The sequence below is a fragment of the Sulfitobacter sp. genome, from assembly GCF_039977885.1.
In the GTDB taxonomy this organism is placed as follows: Bacteria; Pseudomonadota; Alphaproteobacteria; order Rhodobacterales; family Rhodobacteraceae; genus Sulfitobacter.
The window spans coordinates 92,358-112,379 of record NZ_JBDWCI010000018.1 but is presented as its reverse complement, the minus strand read 5'-3'; the positions used below and the strand labels follow the sequence as shown (position 1 = coordinate 112,379).

15 protein-coding genes, 1 tRNA gene and 1 riboswitch are annotated in these 20,022 nt (G+C 56.8%); of the genes, 7 read left to right on the top strand and 9 right to left on the bottom strand.

The window, feature by feature from the left end; all coding sequences use genetic code 11:
- The first annotated feature begins 506 nt into the window (after window positions 1-506).
- Window positions 507-1,292: a 3-hydroxybutyrate dehydrogenase gene (locus tag ABJM03_RS12720; protein ID WP_348418049.1), complete on the top strand. Its 786-nt coding sequence runs from the start codon at window positions 507-509 to the stop codon at window positions 1,290-1,292.
- A 72-nt stretch (window positions 1,293-1,364) separates the two neighbouring features.
- Here ABJM03_RS12720 and ABJM03_RS12715 read toward each other — a convergent pair whose 3' ends face one another.
- The 4 genes from ABJM03_RS12715 to ABJM03_RS12700 form a co-directional block, all read right to left on the bottom strand.
- Entirely contained in the window at window positions 1,365-2,105 is a 741-nt protein-coding gene (locus ABJM03_RS12715) for a DUF502 domain-containing protein (protein WP_348418047.1), read from the bottom strand.
- 85 nt (window positions 2,106-2,190) lie between these two features.
- The gene (locus tag ABJM03_RS12710; RefSeq protein ID WP_348418045.1) at window positions 2,191-3,102 is read right to left on the bottom strand and encodes a pseudouridine-5'-phosphate glycosidase; all 912 of its coding nucleotides are present in this window, start codon (window positions 3,100-3,102) and stop codon (window positions 2,191-2,193) included.
- The gene (locus ABJM03_RS12705; RefSeq protein WP_348418044.1) at window positions 3,099-3,983 is read right to left on the bottom strand and encodes a PfkB family carbohydrate kinase; all 885 of its coding nucleotides are present in this window, start codon (window positions 3,981-3,983) and stop codon (window positions 3,099-3,101) included. Before ABJM03_RS12705 ends, ABJM03_RS12710 begins: the two co-directional genes overlap by 4 nt.
- A gap of 39 nt (window positions 3,984-4,022) precedes the next feature.
- Window positions 4,023-4,844 (bottom strand): DUF4198 domain-containing protein, encoded by an 822-nt coding sequence (locus ABJM03_RS12700; protein ID WP_348418042.1) that lies wholly within the window; start codon window positions 4,842-4,844, stop codon window positions 4,023-4,025.
- On the opposite strand from ABJM03_RS12700, the gene ABJM03_RS12695 reads away from it, so the two are divergent.
- Complete coding sequence (locus ABJM03_RS12695) at window positions 4,843-6,012, top strand: HupE/UreJ family protein (RefSeq protein WP_348418041.1); 1,170 nt, start codon at window positions 4,843-4,845, stop codon at window positions 6,010-6,012. The two genes, ABJM03_RS12700 and ABJM03_RS12695, sit on opposite strands and share 2 nt — an antisense overlap.
- Before the next feature lie 6 nt (window positions 6,013-6,018).
- On the opposite strand, the gene ABJM03_RS12690 is transcribed toward ABJM03_RS12695, so the two are convergent.
- Complete coding sequence (locus ABJM03_RS12690; RefSeq protein ID WP_348418040.1) at window positions 6,019-6,645, bottom strand: thiamine phosphate synthase; 627 nt, start codon at window positions 6,643-6,645, stop codon at window positions 6,019-6,021.
- A gap of 117 nt (window positions 6,646-6,762) precedes the next feature.
- On the opposite strand from ABJM03_RS12690, the gene ABJM03_RS12685 reads away from it, so the two are divergent.
- From ABJM03_RS12685 to ABJM03_RS12675, 3 genes are read left to right on the top strand one after another with little or no spacing between them, the layout of a single operon-like run.
- Window positions 6,763-7,509, top strand: a complete 747-nt coding sequence (locus ABJM03_RS12685; RefSeq protein ID WP_348418039.1) for an RNA methyltransferase — start codon at window positions 6,763-6,765, stop codon at window positions 7,507-7,509.
- A gap of 53 nt (window positions 7,510-7,562) precedes the next feature.
- Complete coding sequence (gene ctaA / locus ABJM03_RS12680) at window positions 7,563-8,714, top strand: heme A synthase (RefSeq protein WP_348418038.1); 1,152 nt, start codon at window positions 7,563-7,565, stop codon at window positions 8,712-8,714.
- Window positions 8,711-10,189: a carboxypeptidase M32 gene (locus tag ABJM03_RS12675; protein ID WP_348418037.1), complete on the top strand. Its 1,479-nt coding sequence runs from the start codon at window positions 8,711-8,713 to the stop codon at window positions 10,187-10,189. The genes ctaA and ABJM03_RS12675 overlap by 4 nt, the downstream gene beginning before the upstream one ends.
- Before the next feature lie 84 nt (window positions 10,190-10,273).
- Here the strand turns inward: ABJM03_RS12675 and ABJM03_RS12670 are convergent, their stop codons facing one another.
- The 3 genes from ABJM03_RS12670 to ABJM03_RS12660 all read right to left on the bottom strand — a co-directional run bounded on the left by ABJM03_RS12670 (window position 10,274) and on the right by ABJM03_RS12660 (window position 15,801).
- The gene (locus ABJM03_RS12670; RefSeq protein ID WP_348418035.1) at window positions 10,274-11,506 is read right to left on the bottom strand and encodes a D-amino acid dehydrogenase; all 1,233 of its coding nucleotides are present in this window, start codon (window positions 11,504-11,506) and stop codon (window positions 10,274-10,276) included.
- Between the two features lie 136 nt (window positions 11,507-11,642).
- Window positions 11,643-11,729, bottom strand: a riboswitch (glycine riboswitch).
- Window positions 11,730-11,900: 171 nt separating this feature from the next.
- Window positions 11,901-14,663 (bottom strand): DNA gyrase subunit A, encoded by a 2,763-nt coding sequence (gyrA, locus tag ABJM03_RS12665; RefSeq protein ID WP_348418034.1) that lies wholly within the window; start codon window positions 14,661-14,663, stop codon window positions 11,901-11,903.
- 190 nt (window positions 14,664-14,853) lie between these two features.
- The gene (locus tag ABJM03_RS12660; RefSeq protein WP_348418032.1) at window positions 14,854-15,801 is read right to left on the bottom strand and encodes a radical SAM protein; all 948 of its coding nucleotides are present in this window, start codon (window positions 15,799-15,801) and stop codon (window positions 14,854-14,856) included.
- A 237-nt stretch (window positions 15,802-16,038) separates the two neighbouring features.
- On the opposite strand from ABJM03_RS12660, the gene zwf reads away from it, so the two are divergent.
- Together zwf and pgi are read left to right on the top strand one after the other, a co-directional pair.
- A complete protein-coding gene (gene zwf, locus ABJM03_RS12655) occupies window positions 16,039-17,529 on the top strand; it encodes a glucose-6-phosphate dehydrogenase (protein WP_348418030.1) in 1,491 nt (496 codons plus the stop codon).
- 1 nt (window position 17,530) lies between these two features.
- A complete protein-coding gene (pgi, locus tag ABJM03_RS12650; protein WP_348418028.1) occupies window positions 17,531-19,117 on the top strand; it encodes a glucose-6-phosphate isomerase in 1,587 nt (528 codons plus the stop codon).
- 809 nt (window positions 19,118-19,926) lie between these two features.
- On the opposite strand, the gene ABJM03_RS12645 is transcribed toward pgi, so the two are convergent.
- Window positions 19,927-20,000 (bottom strand) — tRNA-Gly (locus tag ABJM03_RS12645).
- Window positions 20,001-20,022: the final 22 nt, after the last annotated feature.

Here is a 20,022-nt window from a genome sequence, read left to right as displayed (position 1 = left end):
TAAAATGAATGAAGTTAAGGCCGCAAAGCCTTGTGCTTTTGAGAAATTATTCAAACTCATTTCCGAAACAATCCCGATCTGCCCTTATTTTTATTATTAAAACCTCTAACTTGCCTGAAGCTGAGGCGCAAACTTTTAGCTTGGCGTTTGGCATGTAATTCCTTATACAGAGGTCACTGCTCGATAGGTTTCTTGCCTGTATGAAACCTGCCTCAATAACTTGACGCCCGCCTTGTGCGGGCGTTTTTTTTGTTTGTTTTTAGGAGGTTCAGGGTAGGGCAGCTTGAACAGGGGCTGTGGCTTTGGTCATTTTCGCACTCACAGAATCGGTAACGGCCGCGTGATGAGTCGGAATCATTCGTTAAGATCGGCGTTTTAATTCCTGTCGCCTGCCTTCGGGTTGAAGATTAACCGGTCGGGGGCCATGTCTGACAGACCGGCATGGGGCCCTTTCGCAGATGCAGCATTCTTTGTAGGGTTTTCATGCGTCAATCAGGAGAACGAACATGGCCCTTACTTATGATCTATCCGGCAAAACAGCAGTTATCACAGGATCCAACTCTGGCATTGGTCTGGGGATTGCCCAGCAACTGGCACAGGCGGGGGCAGATGTCGTCCTGAACTCTTATACCGATAACAAAGAGGATCACGCGCTGGCTGAGGAGATCGCCAATGTGACCGGCGTCAAGGCGCGGTATATTCAGGCGGATATGTCTAAAGGCGATGACTGCCGCAAGCTGATCGAAGAAGCCGGTGCATGCGATATTCTGATCAACAACGCAGGTATTCAGCATGTGGCCCCGATCCCCGAGTTTCCAGCAGGTAAATGGGATGCGATCATTGCGATCAACCTCAGCTCCGCATTCCATACCACCGCAGCGGCGTTGCCGATGATGCGTGCGGCCGGTTGGGGCAGGGTGATCAATATTGCCTCGGCGCATGGGTTGACGGCATCGCCGTATAAATCTGCCTATGTCGCGGCCAAACACGGGATCATCGGCCTGACCAAAGTGACCGCACTTGAAACCGCCGAAGAGCCGATCACCGCCAACGCGATCTGCCCGGGCTACGTGTTGACGCCTCTGGTCGAAAGCCAGATCCCTGACACGATGAAAGAATACGATATGGACCGCGAAGAGGTGATCAAGAATGTCATGCTCAAACGTCAGCCCAGCAAGGAATTCGCCACAGTCGAAGAGATGGGCGGCACAGCGGCGTTCTTATGCTCTTCGGCGGCCGCGCAGATCACAGGCACCAGCATCAGCGTCGATGGCGGTTGGACCGCACTCTGAGATAGGCATGGCCCCCTCTTTGGGGGTCGACACACTGCTATCAGAGATTGGAAAGTGGAAAAGGCAAGCCGGTTAATCCGGCTCGTTCAGGTTAAGGATCGGCGGATCGCCGTCTTGTTGCGCCTTGGTGTTTGGGTACACAAGCCCTGCAGAAATCACCAATTTCGCGGCATCCTCAACCGTCATGTCGAGCATAATCAGGTCGCGTTTAGGCACGAACAGCAAAAACCCGGATGTGGGGTTTGGTGTCGTAGGCAGGAATACCGATGCCACTTCCCCCGTTCCTTGGGACTTGCTGGCGATCTCGCCTTTGGCGTCAGTGGATATGAACCCGATCGCCCAGATGCCTTTGCGGGGGTATTCGATCAGGCAAGCCGATTCAAAGCTGCTTTCGCTTTGGGCGAAAATGGTTTCAGAGATTTGTTTGATCCCCGAATAGACCGACCGGACCACAGGGGTCCGCTCAACCAGGGATTCCGCAAAACGGATAAGGGAGCGTCCGATGAGCCCCTTTGCCATGACGCCCACCAGCACGGTGAACAGCAAAAAGATGATAACCCCGATGCCGCGCACATTGATTTGTAGCGAAGGGTCAAGGCCCAACAGATCTTGAATAAGCCTGTCAGGATGGTAGCGAAACGGTACCAGCGGCAGCACAAACCCGTCAATCCAGCCAACAACTGTCCAAATCAGCCAGATCGTCAGCCCGACCGGTGCGATAACCACAAGCCCTGTCAGAAAATTACCGCGAAGACGCCCCAGCATTCCGCGTTTGGGGGGCGTCAGGGGATCAGGGTCAAAGGGTGTGGTCATTTATTGGATGGGTCCGATCAAGCTAATAACTGGTTAATAGCTAAGCATGCGAAGGCACAGTCTCAATGGGTTAGAATGCTGAAATCTACGTGAGTGTGCGCAATTCGCGGGCAATTTGGGCTGCAAAGCGTGCATTGTTACGCACAAGCGCGATATTGGCCTCAAGGGACTGACCTTTGGTCAGCTCGAAGATGCGTTGCAGTAGATAGGGGGTGACGCCCTTGCCTGTGATACCTGCCTGAATTGCATCACTTTGGGCCGTGGCGATGATCGGGGCCAATGTGGCCGCAGGGATTTCCGCGTCTTTCGGGATCGGATTGGCCACAAGCTGCCCACCAGGTAGGCCCAGCTCTGTGCGTAGCAGATGTGCGCGGGCGATGTCGGCGGGATTATCCATACGCAAAGGAGCAGCCAAAGCCGATTCCCGTGACCAGAATGCTGGGAAGCTGTCTTGGCCCACCGCAATCACCGGCACACCTTGGGTTTCAAGCACTTCGAGTGTTTTTTCCACGTCCAGAATGGCCTTGGCTCCGGCGGCCACAACTGTCACGGCGGTTTGCGCCAGCTCAAGCAGGTCAGCCGAGATGTCAAAGCTGTCTTCGGCGCCTTTATGCACACCACCAATGCCGCCCGTGGCAAAGACGGAAATACCGGCAAGCCGTGCTGCAATCATGGTAGCGGCAACTGTTGTGGCCCCCGTGCCACCGGTGGCCAGACAGGCGGCCATATCCGCACGGCTCAGTTTGGCGACGCCTTTGGCCTGTCCCAACATGCTCAGCTGATCCTCTTCCAGACCAACGTGCAGCGTGCCGTCCAATACGGCAATCGTGGCGGGCACTGCACCGGCTTCGCGCACATCCGTTTCGACGGCGCGGGCGACCTCGATGTTTTGCGGATAGGGCATGCCATGGGTGATGATCGTGCTTTCCAAAGCCACGATAGCGGCACCGTCACGGCGTGCTTGCGCCACTTCGCTGGAATAGGTGATAGGGATCATATTGTGGTTTCTCCGGAAACATAAAGGGCAGCAGCAGATAGGGCTGCATCAAGGGCGGCCTCAGGGGTGAGGCCAAGCAGCTCGGCGGCGATATGCGCTGCCATAAAGGTGTCGCCTGCGCCGGTGACACGCGCCACTGGCACAATGGCAGGGTCCTGACTGATCTGGGCGTCGGGGCTGGCGACAGTAGCGGCGTTGCCTCCGTTGGTCACAACCGCACGTGCAGCACCTTGCGCCAGCAATTCTTCTGCTGCTTGCATAGAGTTGTCGAATTCACGGGCACATAGAATACCCGCTTCTTCCAGATTGACATAAAGCGTACCACGCCCGGCCTTCACAAAGGGGGCCAAACGCATCGCCTTTCCGGGTGAAGCAGGGGCCAGCCGCAAATCGGCTTGCGCCAGAAGCGGGCTATTGGCGATATCGGACAACAGCTCAACCGTCAGGTTCCCGTCCAATGCCACAGCACCGGTATAGGGAATGGCCAGATCGCCATCCTGAAGCGGCTGCAGAATCCGCGCGCCCGCTGTTTCCAGCGAATGGGCGTCGGCGATTGCGGCAATCAGCCCGTTCTTACCTTCGACTGCCATATATTTATCAGTCGGCAGGTCATCCGAGCGGTAGATAAGACCGGTCATCAGGCCGCGTGCAGCGCAGGCCTGAATAAGCTCGACCCCTTCGGGATCGCGGCCGACACAGCTAAGCAACGCAGGCTTGAGCCCGAACCGCCGCAGGGCCATGGCAATATTCAGCGCCACACCGCCGGGCAGGCGCGATATGCGCCCCGGCATATCCGAGCCGAGCCGCATGGCAGTGTCACAGTGGCCAATGACGTCCCATAGGACTGAGCCGATACACAGGATATGAGGGGTGTTATTCATAGCCTTTGTTCTGACGCGACCAGCGGCGGTCTGCAAGAGCTAGTGTGCAGGAACTGCAAAGGTAATCGAAGCCCAAAGCGTTTCCCAGACGGGGCCATTGCTTTGGCTGGTTTGCCCCTCGAAGGGGCGTAACACCACCGCGTCGAGCATATATTCCATGCCTGCTGTGACAGGTATGGATGCGCGCCCTTCGCCATCGGTGCGGGTGATGCTGGCCTGCACCTCATCTTTCGCATTGCGCATGTAAACTTCGATCTGGGCATTTGGGCGGGGCGCACCTTGATACAACAGCTCGACATCGAACACACCGTCAAACCCCTGAGCATAAGGGTTGTCGAGGGCTACAAATTCGGTCGCCAGCCCCAGCGCATGATCCGCCCCTTCGCCACTGCCGAGGGCTATGAGCGATTTGGAATGGCGGGTGTAGGTTTCTTTGAAATTTTCTTTTGGCCAACCGCGTGCCTCATGGACCTCGGCGGCGGTGGTGAAATCTTTATGCGCGGCAAAGGCTTCAAATTCGGGCCAGTCTTTATAAGTGACTGTCGCGCGTGCGGCCTCATGGGCAAGGATAAGCAACCCGTCACGGTTCATGGGGGGCAATTGTATCGCGGGGCGGTCGCCCAAGCGGCCGGTAATCGGGACGACGTCATCGCCCATGACAGCTTCGATGCGGGTGGTTGAGCGGTTCGAAAACGACAGCGCCGTACCTTGGAATAATTGCCCGTTACGTAGGTTCGCTACCGCTGCGGCGTTGTTTTCTGCTTGAAACTCCAGTGGTTCAATCCAAAACTCATGTGCAAAGGCCATATGGGCGCTTGCCCAGACAGCGCAGACAAATGTTGAAATAAAGGTGCGGCACATGAAACGATTTTCCTTGTTGTTATGGGCTAAGCTGACGCTGGCTGTGGCATTGTCAAGTGGGGCGGCACTTGCCCACGAAGTGGTGCCGACAATCGCCGACCTAACTGTAGAGGGCGGGCAGGCCCGTCTGGATTTGCAGATCAACCTCGAGGCTTTTCTGGCGGGGGTTGATCTGGACGCGGTCAAGAACACGAATGATGCGGCCCAAGCTACGGATTACGATGCGCTGCGCGCCTTGGCACCCGATGCATTGGCCGCCCGTGCGCCGGAATTGCTGCAAGGTTGGAATGCGCTCCCCGTGCTGAGCATAGATGGCAAAGCTCTTGCCCTTACGAGCCAGTACATCAATGTGCCGCAGGTTGCGAATATCGAACTGTCACGCATTGCGGATTGGCAGCTCAGCGCTGAAGCGCCCGCAGGTGCCGCGATTACTGTCACATGGCCCGAAGGCGGCGGTGATCTGGTTGTGCGCCAACAAGGGGTTGAGGCCCCTTTTACCGGCTTTATCCGCGGCGGGCAAAGCAGCCCTGCGATTGTGCTGGACGGAGGAGACCGTTCGACAGGGATGCATACGTTTTTGGGATATATCCCTGTCGGCTTTGACCATATTCTGCCGCAAGGGTTGGATCATATCCTTTTTGTTTTGGGGCTGTTTTTCCTGTCGATCCATCTGCGTCCGCTGATCTGGCAGGTGTCTGCCTTTACCTTGGCTCATACGATCACACTGGCGCTGGCGGCTTTGGGCCTTGTGACTGTGCCGGGCAGCATTGTGGAGCCCTTGATTGCTGCCTCGATCGTTTATGTGGCAATTGAAAATATCTTTGCCCGTGGCCTGACCAGATGGCGCCCTGCGGTGATTTTCGGCTTTGGCCTGCTGCACGGGCTGGGATTTGCATCTGTACTGGGCGAATTCGGCCTGCCGGAGGGGCAATTCGTGCCCGCATTGATCGGGTTTAACGTAGGGGTCGAGGTTGGCCAGCTGACGGTAATCCTGCTGGCCTTTGCGCTGATCTGGATTGGTGTATGGGCGGCGCGTCAGGCCCGTCTGGACGGGCCTGAAGAGATGGTTACCGAATATCCTGTGATGTTCCGCGCAATCTCGGTCACCGGTTCGATTTTGATCGCACTTATCGGTGCCTTCTGGGTGGTTGAGCGGACGCTGCTATAGATCCGCTTAGCCGATTGCGGCGGCCCAAAGCGTGGAAAGGGCCGCAACGGGATCCTCGGCCCCCCAGATTTCATCACCGATGGCAAAGAAATCGGTGATCGGGGCAAGTTTCGAAATCGTCGCAATGTCAAGCTGGCCTTCGGCCACGCAGGGTACTTCGATCACTTCGGACCACCATTGAAACAACTCGATTTCGGCGGTTTCGCCGTCATTCAGCGCGGTAGGGCGCATTGGCCCAAACGACACATAATCAGCACCGGCTTCACCCGCGTTCATCCCATCGTGGCGTGATCCGGCGCAGTAGCAGCCGACGATGGCATCCGCGCCCAGCACGCTGCGCGCATGGCGCACCGAGCGTGCGGCGTCATTCAGGTGCACACCGTCCAGCCCAAGCCGTTCGGCCAGCAGCGTATGTTCGGAAATCACCAGCGCCACGTCACGCGCATCCGTCACAGTGCGCAGGGTATCCGCCGCGCGGGACAATACATCCTCATCGCGGCTGGCGAGCGCAAGCTGGACACAGGCGGTGTCGTGGCTGTCAAGCACACGGGCCAGCGTATCGGCAAAATCAGCCGGATCTAGCACTGTTGGGGTAATCAGATAAAGTTGCGGTTGGTCTGGGGCGTCTTGCATGGGATGCGTCCTTTGGTTCTCAGAGGCGTGATTAGCGCAAACCGCGCTGGGATGGAAACTGTAATCCATCTGCGCCGCCATATTGGCAAGGGCAGGGGCGCGGGGTAAGAGGGCGGTATGACAGTTGAAAACCCTACCGCCCCGAGCTTTGTTCTTGTCCGCCCGCAGATGGGCGAAAACATCGGCGCTGCCGCCCGTGCGATGTTGAATTTCGGTCTGGACCATATGCGTATTGTCGCGCCCCGTGACGGTTGGCCCAATCCGGCGGCGGTTGCTATGGCTTCGGGGGCGGGGCGGGTGTTGGATGCGGCGGTTATCTCGCCGGATTTGCCTCATGCTGTGGCTGATGCCAGTTTTGTGTTTGCCACTACCGCGCGGGACCGTGACATGACCAAACCGGTCTATACACCAGAGGCCGCCATGGCATTGGCAGCCCAGAAGATCGCAGCGGGCGAGCGGGTGTCGGTCCTGTTCGGCCCCGAGCGCGCAGGGCTTGAGAATGACGACATAAGCCGCGCCAACGCCATTGTCTCTGTCCCTGTGAACCCTGAATTTGCCTCTCTCAACCTTGCGCAATGCGTGTTGCTTATGGGCTATGAATGGATGCGTCAAAGCACGACCCAACAGGGCATTACCCATGAGATGGCAGGCACAGACTGGGCGCAAAACTCCGAGATCGAGCATTTGGCCAAACATTACGAAGAGCGCATGGAAGAGGCGGGTTTTTTCTTTCCCGAACATAAAGCCACTTCGATGAAGACCAATCTGCGCAACATGTGGAGCCGCCTGCCGTTGACCCGTGCAGATGTGCAAATGTTGCATGGCACCTTGCGTCAGATGGTCCGATGGAAGGAACGCGGCTAGACGCTGTAAGGGATAGCGGATAGCCCTGAAAACAATACAAGACGGAGAGTTCCATGGCCACCAAACGCAAGCTGTTCGAGGAAGTCGGTGCCGATACCGCAAAGCCGGTCGTGACCACAGGTGTCATTGACGCAGGGCGCGGCGGCGCGCGGCTGGCCATTCGGGGCTGGCTGTTTGTGCTTTTTGCACTGGTGTTTGCAATGATCCTTGTGGGTGGTGCCACGCGGTTGACCGATAGCGGGCTGAGCATTACCGAATGGCGCCCCTTTACAGGTGCGCTGCCACCGCTGGATGCGGCGGCATGGGCGGCCGAATTTGAAAAATATCAGGAAATCGACGAATTTCGTCTGCAAAACAGTTGGATGACGCTAGCTGATTTCAAACTCATCTATTGGTGGGAATGGGGCCACAGACAGCTGGGCCGCGTGATCGGAGCCGTTTGGGCACTTGGCTTTTTGTGGTTCCTGCTGCGCCGTCAGATCCCCGCAGGCTGGACGCCGCGTTTGCTGTTCATTGGTGTTCTGGGCGGCGCACAGGGTGCGATTGGGTGGTGGATGGTCTCCTCTGGTGTGACCTCGGGGGAGGCAACCACGGATGTGGTCAGCACCCGTTTGGCCACGCATCTGGGGCTTGCTTTTGTGATCCTCGGATTTATCACTTGGTACGCCCTGAGCCTTGGGCGGCCTGAGCGCGACCTGATCCAAGCCCGCCGCGCCAAAGAGGCCAAACTGTTCACGCTCGGCACGGTTTTGATGTATTTTGCCATGGCGCAAATTCTGATCGGCGCGCTGGTTGCGGGCATTGATGCAGGGCGCACCTATACCGATTGGCCGCTGATGGCGGGCCGGTTCTTTCCGCCGCAAGCCTTCGTGTTTGAACCGATGTGGAAAAACTTTATCGAAAACCCTGGTCTGGTGCAGTTCATCCACCGGATGACCGGCTATGCCTTGTTCGCCTTTGCCATCTATGTCTGGTTGGCTGGCCGCCGCTCGGCTCATCCAAGAACGCAGTTTGCCTTTCACGCCGTGTTTGCTGCGATCTGCTTGCAGGTTGTGCTGGGTATTGTCACAGTTCTGTATGAGGCGGCGCTGCCTTTGGCACTGATGCACCAAGGTCTTGCTGTATTGTGCTGGGTGTTGATCCTGCGCGCACGCCATCTTTCTCTTTACCCCGTTGCTACATCGCTCAGAGGAGCCTCCACATGACGACTGCTTACGCCGACTTGCTTGCCTTTACCCGCGACACTCAGGCCTTGGGGCAGGTGGCCGGCAGGCTTGGCTGGGATCAGGAAACGATGATGCCGCGCGGCGCTGCGCCGCAACGCGGTGAGGAAATGGCCGCCATGGAAAGCGTTCTGCACGCGCGCCGCATTGACCCGCGTGTGGCCGATTGGCTGGCCGCGATCAACGATGCAGAGCTTGACGCCGTAGGCCAAGCGCAGATGCGCGAAATCCGCCGCAGCTTTGCGCGGACGTCAAAAGTGCCTGCAGCATTGGCTGCGCGTCTGGCAAAACTGACCTCTGAGGCTCAAGGCATCTGGGCGGAGGCCCGCGCGGCAGATGATTTCAAATCCTTCGCACCAACCTTGGCCGAAGTGATCATGCTTAAGCGTGAAGAGGGCCAAGCGCTGGCCGCTGGCGGCGATATCTATGACGCGATGCTGGATGACTATGAACCGGGTGCCACAGGCGCAGGGCTTGAGGCGATGTTTGGTGCCATGCGTCCCGTGCTAAGCGAGCTACGCGCGGCGGTCCGCGAGGCCGAGGCACCGGCCAAGCTTGAAGGCAATTTTGATGAGGGCGCGCAGATGAAACTGACGCGCCTGCTGGCCAAAACGTTTGGTTATGACATGTCCCATGGCCGCGTGGATAAGGCGGTGCATCCGTTTTCATCCGGCTCGGGGCTTGATGTGCGGATCACGACACGTACCAATCCTGCTGATCCATTCAACTGTTTTTACTCGACCATCCATGAGGTCGGGCACGCCTGCTATGAGCAAAACATCGACCGCGCTTATTTGCTGACTCCGCTGGGTGGCGGCGTTAGCATGGGCGTACATGAAAGCCAAAGCCGGATTTACGAGAACCAGATCGGGCGCAGCCGTGCCTTTACCGGCTGGTTGTTAGGCCAGATGAAAGATGCCTTTGGCGATTTCGGGATCAAGGACGAAGATGCGTTCTATGGCGCCGTCAACCGCGTGAACGATGGCTATATCCGCACCGAAGCGGATGAGCTGCAGTATAATCTGCACGTGCTGATGCGCTTTGATCTTGAGCGGGCCTTGATGACGGGTGACTTGCAGGTAAGTGACCTTGAGGCCGCGTGGAACGACCGGTTCGAAGCCGATTTTGGCTATGCGGTGGATAAGCCTTCGAACGGTGTGCTGCAGGATGTGCATTGGTCTGTGGGGCTGTTCGGCTATTTCCCGACGTATTCATTGGGCAATGTTTATGCAGGCTGCCTGAACGAGGCGATGCGCAAGGCGGTGCCTGATCTGGATGCAGCATTGAGCAAAGGCGATACGTCCCCCGCGACGGATTGGCTGGGCGCAAATGTGCAAACCCACGGAGGGCTTTACACACCGCGTGAAGTGATTGAGCAGGCTTCGGGTCAGGAACCCACCGAAGGTCCGCTGCTGACTTATCTGAAAGAGAAATTCAGCGACATCTACGGCCTTTGATCCGGCAAAAATGCGCTGTGCAGCCTCAGGGCGGGGCTGCACATTGGCATCGCTGGTTTTAGCTGAACTGTGGAAGGTCCTGATCTATCGGCTGTTCTTTTGGCTTGCCTGCAAAATACTGTCGGCCACGATTTCGGCAGTGGCGGCCGATAGGGTCCAGCCCAGATGCCCGTGCCCTGTGTTGTAGAACACCTGAGGCGCGCGGCCTGCACCGACACGTGGCATCATATTGGGCATCATCGGGCGCAAACCTGCCCAAGGGATCGCATGTTCCGTGCTGATGTCGGGAAACAGCTTTTCGACCCATTTGACCAAAGGTTCGATACGGTCGTTCCGAATATCCTTGTTGTAGCCGTTGAATTCAGCGGTGCCAGCCACGCGGAACTTATTCGGGCCCAAACGCGAAGTGACGATCTTTGCCTTATCATCAAGCAATGACACCCAAGGGGCAGCCGCGCGGCTGGTGTCATCTTCCATCTGCACCGTGATCGAATAGCCTTTTACCGGATAAATATTGACCCGATCCCCAAGCTGCGCCGCCAGATCCCGTGATCGCACGCCGGCACAGATAACGATACCGTCAAAGTGGTCTGAAACATGCCCTGTTTTGTCGGACCAGCGGACGTCTATTCCGTCAGTGCATTTGGTCAATGTCTCGACCTGCGCGTCGTATTGGAACACCGCGCCACGTCGCTTGCAGGCGGCGCCAAGCCCCTTTGCATAGCTGTGGATATCACCTGTGAAATCGCTTTGGGTGTAATAGCCGCCGTATAGATTACCTTGTAGCGCGGGTTCGATTTTTTGCATCTCGTCGGGGGTAACCGCGTGCCGCTCCAGGCCGCCTTCGGCCAATAGATCGTTTACCTTGGCCGCCTTGTCGAAATCAGGTTTGCAGTCATAGACATGCAAGATACCGCGCTGTTCTAGATCAAACTCAAACCCTTCAGCAGCCGCATGGCCGCGCAGGTGATCGCGTGCGGATATCGCAAGGCGAACGGTCTCGATTGTGTTGGCTTTGTAGTTTGGAATATTGGCCATGAATTCGGCCATCCAGCTGTATTTATGCCAGCTTGGTTTCGGGTTCACCAATAAGGGCGCACCGCGTTGGGTCATCCATTTCAGACCTTTGAAGATCGTCGACCATTGCGTCCAGACCTCGGCGTTTGAGGCGCTCAACTGCCCACCATTGGCAAATGAGGTCTCCATCGCGGCATAGCGGTTCTTGTCAAAAACGGTGACTTCAAAGCCACGGTTTAACAAAGCATAAGTTGTTGTAATTCCCGTGATGCCGGCGCCGATAACAGCGATTTTGCGCATGGTACGTCCTTTTTCACCGGCAAGCCGGTTCTGGACCCATCTGTTGGTGAACCTGAGAGTTTCTCCCCATGACAATGACAAGGCACATCGGGGTTGCTCCTTCGGTGGGGCTTGCGCCCGCTCTCCAGATTTTGGCTCCTGATCCGCGGTCCTTTTGCCTGAGAGTTTCCGGGGCGTTGCTCCTTCGGCGTCGGGTATTCCCGATCTCTCCCGCGGGGGAGATGTGGCGCATTTATGTATGTTTCCGATAGGAAACGCAACGGTGTTCTAGGAATGGTGAATGGATTTTAAAAACCGTGATACCCCTTATCGCCAAAGGGTGCCCATCGCGCTGTTGAATGAAAAAAGAGCCGCTATGTTTCCAAGCGGCTCTTTTTATACTTTGGTCTCGATCTTACTCGGTATCTGGCGAAGCTTCACCTTCTTCGACCTCGTCCCCCTGATCCGCAATCCATGCAACGGATACGACTTCTTCGTTCTTGCCGGTGTTGAATACTTTCACACCTCCGGCGGAACGTGACCGGAAAGAGATACCTTCGACGGGAACGCGGATAGATTGACCTTTGGACGTGGCCAGCATGATCTGATCGCCCATCTCGACGGGGAAGGCGGCGACGATTTCACCAAGCGGCAAGCCTTTGGTCCATGCCGTGACACCCATGCCGCCACGTCCGCGCAGCGGGTAGTCATGGCTGGAGCTGAGCTTACCTGCGCCACCGGCAGTGATGGTCAGGATCAGGTTCTCGGCCGCCGACATTTCAGCATAACGCGCCTGTTCCAGCGGCATATCTGCGTTGCCTTCGTCCTCATCAACTGAAGAATCCGCGTCATCAGCGATGCCCGCCATGGCGCGGCGCATTTTCAGATAGGCGGCACGTTCATCGCTGCCAGCATCAAAGTGGCGTATGATCGACATCGAAACAACCTTATCGTCACCGTCCAGCTTGATCCCGCGGACGCCAACCGAATTGCGGCTGTTGAAGACGCGCACATCCGTCGCACGGAAGCGGATCGCACGGCCGGAATTGGTAACCAGCATCACATCATCATCGTTGCTGGCGATGCGCGCATTGATCAGGGTTGTCTCGGCGTGCTCTTCCTCGAACTTCATCGCGATCTTGCCGTTACGCATGACGTTGGTGAAATCAGACAATTTGTTGCGGCGCACGGTACCAGCAGAGGTGGCAAACACCACCTGAAGGTCGTCCCATTCCTTTTCATCCCTGTCCACTGGCATGATCGAGGAAATCGACACGCCCACAGGGATCGGCAGGATGTTGACAATGGCCTTACCTTTGGAGGTACGGCCCCCTTGCGGCAAACGCCATGTCTTGAGTTTGTAGACCATGCCATCGGTGGTGAAGAACAGCAGTTGCGTGTGGGTATTGGCCACGAAGAGCGTGGTGACCACGTCTTCTTCTTTGGTGGCCATGCCCGACACACCTTTGCCGCCGCGGCGCTGGCTGCGGAAATCGGCCAATGGGGTACGTTTGATATAGCCGCCCGATGTGACGGTCACGACCATGTCTTCACGCTCGATCAGGTCCTCGTCGTCCATGTCGCCGGACCAGTCGACAATTTCCGTACGGCGCGGTACGGCGAACTGTTCTTTGACCTCGGCCAGCTCGTCACGGATGATGCCCATGATCCGCTCACGGCTCCCCAGAATTTCGAGGTATTCCTTGATCTTCTTGGCCAGCTCTTCCAGCTCATCGGTGACTTCTTTCACGCCAATCTGGGTCAGGCGTTGCAGGCGCAGCTCAAGAATGGCGCGCGCCTGGATTTCCGACAGGTTATAGGTGCCGTCGTCATTGGCCGTATGTGTGGGGTCATCAATCAGCGCGATATACTCAAGGATGCTCTCAGCCGGCCAGCGGCGGGTCATCAGCTTTTCGCGCGCCTCGGCGGCATCAGCAGAAGAGCGGATCGTCGCAACAACTTCGTCAATATTGGTAACAGCCACGGCAAGACCACAAAGGATGTGGCTACGCTCACGCGCTTTGCGCAGCAGATAGGCCGTGCGGCGGGCCACGACATCTTCGCGGAAGTCGATAAAGCAGGTGAGGAAGCGGCGCAGTGTGAGTGTCTCTGGGCGGCCACCGTTCAGGGCCAGCATGTTACAGCCGAAATAGGTCTGCATCGGCGTGAACCGGAAGAGCTGGTTCATCACCACCTCGGCCGTCGCATCCCGCTTGAGCTCAACCACGACGCGCACACCGTTGCGGTCGGATTCGTCTTGGACGTGGGCGATGCCTTCGATCTTTTTGTCGCGCGCAGCCTCGGCGATCTTTTCGATCATGGAGGCTTTGTTCACCTGATAGGGGATCTCATCAATGACAATGGCCCAGCGGTCCTTGCGGATTTCTTCGATACGGGTTTTTGAGCGCACAATGACCGAACCGCGCCCTTCAAGATAGGCTTTGCGCGCTCCCGAGCGGCCCAGCATGATCCCGCCAGTGGGGAAGTCGGGACCGGGAACATAATCGATCAGCTCTTCGGAGGTCAGATCGGGGTTCTCGATCAGGGCCAGACAGGCTTCGATCACTTCGCCAAGGTTATGGGGCGGAATATTGGTGGCCATACCCACGGCAATACCGCCCGCACCATTGACCAGCATGTTCGGGAAGCGGGCAGGCAGAACCGTGGGTTCACGGTCTTTGCCGTCATAGTTGTCTTGAAAGTCAACAGTTTCCTTGTCGATATCCGACAGCAGGAAGGCGGCAGGTTTGTCCATGCGCACTTCGGTATAGCGCATGGCAGCTGCGTTATCGCCGTCCATTGAGCCAAAGTTACCCTGACCATCAAGCAGCGGCAGCGACATGGAGAAATCCTGTGCCATACGCACAAGCGCGTCATAGATCGCGCTGTCCCCATGCGGGTGATATTTACCCATCACATCTCCGACCGGACGGGCGGATTTGCGGTAGGATTTATCAAAGGTATTGCCGGTTTCATGCATGGCAAACAGGATGCGCCGGTGCACGGGTTTGAGACCGTCGCGCAGATCAGGGATCGCACGGCTGACGATGACCGACATCGCATAATCGAGATAGCTGGTACGCATCTCATGCTCGATCGTAACCGATGGCCCTTCGAATACAGGGCGTTCGGCGCGGTTTTCATCTTCGTTTTCAGGCGTTTCCGGCGTGTCGGTCAAAGTCTGTCCCAGCTTGGCTGATGTGTTCTATATATTGCGGCTCACTATAGCGTGAAGCCTATATCAGGTGCAATGGGATTGGGAGATTTCTTGAAGTTCACGGCAGGTTTTGGCGTGAAAATACGGCTACTGCGGCTCATTTCACAGGGGCGGGCAGTGGCCCAAAGCCAGGGATTGTGCCGTGCATCCATCAGCCAGAGCAGCTTGCCCCGCCCAGCACGCAGAATTTGGCGCAATGAGGATGGTTCAGCGACACGTCACGCTCGGCTTCCTCCAATGTGGTGCCCAGCTCGAACTCCTCAGTGTAGGGGAGCAAGGTGCAGGCCAGCACAGCAGGCTTTTCCGCACCGCGCCGTTTTACCACCATCCGCGAAGAGGCGCACATCATCGCATCCGGCGAGACATCCAGAATGTTCCAGCACGCGGTAGTGATCTCAGGCACTTCCACTGTCTCGTCCATCTCAGGGAACAGCACGGTCATCCCCGGATCGTTGGCATCAATGTCAAAGCCATGCTCGGCATAAAAGGCTGCATACCCTGCGCGGCTGTCGGCGTCGCTATCTGCAAATACCGACCGGCCTGCAACGGCCATTCGGAAACCGTTCTCGGACAGCCATTTCATGCCCGTGATCGTCTTGGCCAGCGCGCCTTTGCCGCGTTCGGCATCGTGCAGGTCCTCACGGTAGTGATCGACCGAAATGCGCATGGTCAGCTTGCCAGGGTAGGCCGCGTTGAGGCGGAGCAATCCTTCGCGCATTTTCTTGCGCATCATGGGCAGCATTGCATTGGTCAGGATCAGTACATCATACCCGCGCTCCAGCGAAGCCTCGGTGATCTCTATCATTTGCGGGTTCATGAACGGTTCACCGCCTGTAAAGGCGATTTCGTTCACGTTCCAGTTGCGCGCATCAAGCTGGTCAAGGTAGTCGCGGACCTCATCTGCAGTGATATAAACCAAAGCATCATTGGTGGGGCTCGACAGGATATAGCAGTTGACGCACTGGATATTACACAGTGTCCCGGTGTTGAACCAAAGCGTCTGAGGGTTGTTCAGCGCAACGCTTGCGCGCGGCTCGCCCTTGGCCGTTACAAGGCTGTCGGAAAATTTACCGAGATTGGCCAATGCGTTATCCTTCACGAGACACCTCTTTCTGCAATCCACTCATTATTTGTAGATGGGCTAGGACATAGGTAAAGACAATAAAAGAGGCAACACATTGCCTGACGGACTTGTGATTGGAGCGATATTAAGTATGTTTGCGCTAACAAAGCCCTCGACAGGGGGTGTTCATCTATATCTAACTGCACGCGTGCAACTATGCGCGCGATGTGGCGGCGGATAGGCACGCCGCGCAAACAACAAGGGCCCGAATTCATGGTTTCACGCGTTATTCCCGTCGATCTGTTTGATCTTGTGATTTTTGGCGGCACAGGCGATCTGGCCCGCCGCAAAATCCTGCCCGGTTTGTACCGACGCTTTTGCGCAGGGCAGATGCCTCCGCAGGCCCGTGTGATCGGTGCTGCGCGCAGTGAGCTGGACAGCGAAGGCTACCGGACTCTGGTACGCGAAGCCATTGAAGAGTTCGGCGGCGAAGAGGCCAAAGCCTGTGACAGTCTGGATGCGTTTCTGGCGCAGCTGGAATATGTCACCATTGACGCCCGTGGTGAGGGCGGTTGGAAAGAACTGCAATCACTGATGTCGGGCACCGACCACATCGAAGCCTATTATTTCTCGGTGGCCCCGTCGTTGTTTGGCGATATCGCAGAGCGGCTGCAAAAATGGGGCATGGCAGACGAACGGGCCCGCATCGTGGTCGAAAAACCCTTTGGTCGCGACCTTGAAACAGCGCGTGCGCTTAACAAAACACTGGCGACCTATTTCAACGAAGACCAGATTTACCGCATCGACCACTATCTGGGGAAAGAGACCGTTCAGAACCTCATGGCCGTGCGTTTCGGTAACATGCTGTTCGAGCCGCTGTGGAACAGCCAATATGTCGATCATATCCAGATCACAGTGGCAGAAACCGTTGGCGTGGGCGGACGTGGTGAATATTACGATAAATCCGGCGCAATGCGTGATATGGTGCAAAACCACCTGATGCAGTTGTTGTGCCTGATTGCGATGGAACCGCCTGCGCGGTTTGATCCTGACGCGGTGCGCGATGAAAAGCTTAAAGTGATCCGTGCGCTTGACCCGGTGCCTGCCTATCACATCGTGCGCGGTCAATATCAGGCCGAAGCCTGCAACGAGGCCGACAACCCCGGCTACCGTACTGCGGTCGACAACCCGCGCTCGCGCACCGAGAGCTTTATCGCCCTGCGCACCCAGATCAGCAACTGGCGGTGGGCGGGCACACCGTTCTACCTGCGCACAGGCAAACGTCTCGCAGATCGGGCCTCCGAAATTACCGTGGTGTTCAAGGATACACCGCACAGCATCTTCGGCGAGGATGCAGGCCGCCACCGCAATGTGCTTTCGATCCGGCTGCAACCGAATGAGGGCATCACGCTGGGGGTGACCATCAAGGAACCCGGACCAGGCGGTATGCGCCTGATTGACGTGCCCCTTGATATGTCCTTTGCCGACGCGCTGAAGGAAGACGACGTCGAACATGTCGATGCCTATGAGCGTCTGATCATGGATGTGATCCGCGGCAACCAGACATTGTTCATGCGCGGCGACGAAGTCGAGGCCGCATGGGCCTGGACCGATCCGATCATACAAGGCTGGGAGGCGCGCAATGATGTCCCCAAACCCTATGACCATGGCAGCGAAGGGCCCACAGACGCGGTCGAGCTGCTGCGCCGCGAGGGCCGCGCATGGCGTAGCCTGACACCGAAAACACCAAAGCGGGGCGCATGAAATGAGCCATTGGACCAAGCTCTCCGAGCTACATAAAGCCACTGGAAACCGGACAATTGCCGATCTTTTGGCAGATCCTGCGCGCGCCGGTGATTTCACGGCAACAGCCGGTGACATGTATTTCGACTATTCCAAAACCAACATAACCGCAGATATTCGCGAAACCCTGCTGGCTTTGGCCCGCGATACGAACGTCGAGGACCGTCGCGATGCAATGTTCGCAGGCGCGCGCATAAACGAGACCGAAGACCGCGCGGTGCTGCACACTGCGTTGCGCAATCTGGACGGCGGGCCGGTCATGGTTGACGGGGTGGATGTGATGCCCGGCGTGCACCAAACGTTGGCGGACATGCGCGCTTTTGCGGAGAAAGTCCGCGATGGGGCCTATACCGATGTGGTGAACATCGGCATCGGTGGCTCCGATCTGGGACCTGCCATGGCAGTGCGCGCATTGGCACCCTATCATGACGGCCCGCGCTGCCATTTCGTATCGAACGTGGACGGCGCAGACATTTCAGACACTTTGCGGGTTCTGGACGCGAAAACGACATTGGTGATTGTGGCCTCCAAAACATTCACCACGATCGAAACAATGACAAACGCGCGCACGGCACGGGCATGGATGCTTGACCATGGCGGCGATCCGTCCACACAATTCGCGGCCCTCAGCACCGCGGAGGATAAAACAACCGATTTCGGGATCAACCGCGTTCAGGTCTTCGGGTTTGAGGATTGGGTCGGCGGGCGCTATTCGGTGTGGGGGCCAATTGGCCTGTCCCTGATGATCGCCATCGGGCCGAAAGCCTTTGATGCATTCCTGCGCGGGGCTCAAGACATGGACTCCCATTTCCGCAGCGCAGATTTGCATGAAAACCTGCCCGTACTGCTGGCACTGGTGGGGATCTGGCATAACCAGATCTGCAACCATGCGACCCGTGCAGTGCTGCCCTATGATGAACGCCTCGGCTTGCTGCCCAACTATCTCCAACAACTCGAGATGGAATCAAACGGCAAAGGCGTTACCCGCGACGGCAGCGACAGCCCGCGCAATACGGGCCCGGTGGTCTGGGGGGCTGCCGGCACAAACGGGCAGCACGCCTTCTACCAGCTTATCCACCAAGGCACCCGGGTGATCCCCTGCGAATTCCTGCTGGCTGCAAAGGGCCACGAACCCGATCTGGCACACCACCACCAATTGCTGGTTGCCAATTGCCTCGCCCAGTCCCAAGCTTTGATGCAGGGCCGCTCACTCGACCAAGCCCGCAAAATCGCAGCAGATAAGGGCTTTACCGGCGAGGAGCTTGAAAAGCAGGCGCGCCACCGCGTCTTTACCGGCAACCGTCCCTCAACGACATTGCTGTACCCCGAGCTTGACCCTTTCACCTTGGGCCAGATTATTGCGCTCTATGAACACCGCGTGTTCGTCGAAGGCGTCATCCTCGATATCCTGTCATTTGACCAATGGGGCGTTGAGCTTGGCAAAGAACTGGCGACGGCACTACAGCCGGTGATAGAAGGGACCGAACCGACTGACGGTCAGGACGCCTCGACCGCCGCACTGGTGAACTACATCCACCGCCACGGCTAACCCTATTTTCTCTAGCCTGAAATACTCCGGGGGAATTGGCCCCCGAGGGGCCAAGGGGGCTGGCCCCCATACTCCCTTGAAGTAAGCCCGAGGCATCTGAAGCTTGCAGTCTAATGGCTCCATATAAATGCGCTTTGTCGGTGCTCAAGAAACCCTGACGCTTGACATACGATGAGGTCGCGCGGCGAGCAGGCCTTTAGCCGATACTAGAGGCGCTTGATACAGGCGGCAGGCCGATGGCGATTAAACACTGACAGTAGCCAAAGACGCTGGTGTGGATACGGACAGGGCGATGCAGCTTATGGGCTGATCAGCATCAAATCATTTACAACTTCCGGAATACAGAAGGGTATCCCCGTGTTTCGTGCTGGACAGAATATTGTATCCACGCGGACAAAAAGAATTTGTACCAAGCCAAGTTTCAATTGAAGATATGTGAGCTTGCCTAACCTCCTCAGGAGAAAGGTTAAGGCTGTCGTAAGCCGTTGATGCGAAAGCATAGCGAAAGGATTGCTCGCCATTTGCCCCGGTTTGCATTGAACCGCTTCCGTTGAGGGGTTCCATATAGAGGTTCGGGGTTATTCCCAAACAGCCCCCCAATAAGAATAATAGTACTAAAAATTTGATTTTTCTAAATTTTATCAAAATCTTTCAAGCCGCTTAAAGTAGATGATTAATTGAATTCTACCTATGGAGGAAAGATCGTGCCGGAAAGCCGGAAGATACAACCCTAGATAATATTTTCCATGTGGTGGTGTGTATCTGAAAGGGAGGAGATCATTGAAAATAATGTAATATCTTTATTTTCATGGAGCGGGTAACGAGAATCGAACTCGTAACTAAAGCTTGGGAAGCTGCCGTGATACCTTTTCACCATACCCGCGCGCCAATGTGAGTGACCTAAG

Bases quoted from the DNA above. Each gene is read 5' to 3' on its own strand.
- ABJM03_RS12720 (WP_348418049.1), top strand. From the start codon at position 507: ATGGCCCTTACTTATGATCTATCCGGCAAAACAGCAGTTATCACAGGA.
- ABJM03_RS12715 (WP_348418047.1), bottom strand. From the start codon at position 2,105: ATGACCACACCCTTTGACCCTGATCCCCTGACGCCCCCCAAACGCGGA.
- ABJM03_RS12710 (WP_348418045.1), bottom strand. From the start codon at position 3,102: ATGATCCCTATCACCTATTCCAGCGAAGTGGCGCAAGCACGCCGTGAC.
- ABJM03_RS12705 (WP_348418044.1), bottom strand. From the start codon at position 3,983: ATGAATAACACCCCTCATATCCTGTGTATCGGCTCAGTCCTATGGGAC.
- ABJM03_RS12695 (WP_348418041.1), top strand. From the start codon at position 4,843: ATGAAACGATTTTCCTTGTTGTTATGGGCTAAGCTGACGCTGGCTGTG.
- ABJM03_RS12700 (WP_348418042.1), bottom strand. From the start codon at position 4,844: ATGTGCCGCACCTTTATTTCAACATTTGTCTGCGCTGTCTGGGCAAGC.
- ABJM03_RS12690 (WP_348418040.1), bottom strand. From the start codon at position 6,645: ATGCAAGACGCCCCAGACCAACCGCAACTTTATCTGATTACCCCAACA.
- ABJM03_RS12685 (WP_348418039.1), top strand. From the start codon at position 6,763: ATGACAGTTGAAAACCCTACCGCCCCGAGCTTTGTTCTTGTCCGCCCG.
- ctaA (WP_348418038.1), top strand. From the start codon at position 7,563: ATGGCCACCAAACGCAAGCTGTTCGAGGAAGTCGGTGCCGATACCGCA.
- ABJM03_RS12675 (WP_348418037.1), top strand. From the start codon at position 8,711: ATGACGACTGCTTACGCCGACTTGCTTGCCTTTACCCGCGACACTCAG.
- ABJM03_RS12670 (WP_348418035.1), bottom strand. From the start codon at position 11,506: ATGCGCAAAATCGCTGTTATCGGCGCCGGCATCACGGGAATTACAACA.
- zwf (WP_348418030.1), top strand. From the start codon at position 16,039: ATGGTTTCACGCGTTATTCCCGTCGATCTGTTTGATCTTGTGATTTTT.
- pgi (WP_348418028.1), top strand. From the start codon at position 17,531: ATGAGCCATTGGACCAAGCTCTCCGAGCTACATAAAGCCACTGGAAAC.